This is a genomic window from Xenorhabdus griffiniae (genome assembly GCF_001028135.1).
In the GTDB taxonomy this organism is placed as follows: domain Bacteria; phylum Pseudomonadota; class Gammaproteobacteria; order Enterobacterales; family Enterobacteriaceae; genus Xenorhabdus; species Xenorhabdus bakwenae.
In genome coordinates, this window is sequence record NZ_LDNM01000213.1 from 1 (window position 1) to 420 (window position 420).

Sequence of the window (420 nt, forward strand, 5' to 3'; positions counted from 1 at the left end):
CCAATACCAGTGGTTTCATGTGTTCCTCACCATATTCAAAAAAATCTTGTTGCCGTTCAAAAATACAACGGGCGACTTTCAGCAATGTTTCATTACGGCTTTCAAGGCCCTTGAGCAGCCATTTGGCCTCTTGCAAGTTATTACGTATAAACAGACTTTCACTCTCCTTGTTGACACGTTGTCCCAGNGCTGCGTAGTGTTGGTTTATNCGCAGAAGTGGGATTCTATCGGTATTTAGCNTGACTTTCCAGCTTTCATTTTCTCTCTGTATCAATACATCTGGAATAACGTACTCGGATTCACCGGTATTGGCTACCAGGCCAGGTTTTGGTTCCAGTGACTGGATGATATTAATTGCCCCTTTCAGGGTACTTTCTTTTAATTTGCTCTGACGTAATAAATTACGGAAGTCTCTGTTAC

At 42.2% G+C, this 420-nt stretch carries 1 pseudogene; it reads right to left on the minus strand.

Annotated features, from left to right (window positions below):
- Window positions 1–420: pseudogene (locus AAY47_RS19740) on the minus strand (RNA polymerase factor sigma-54); the annotation flags it as partial.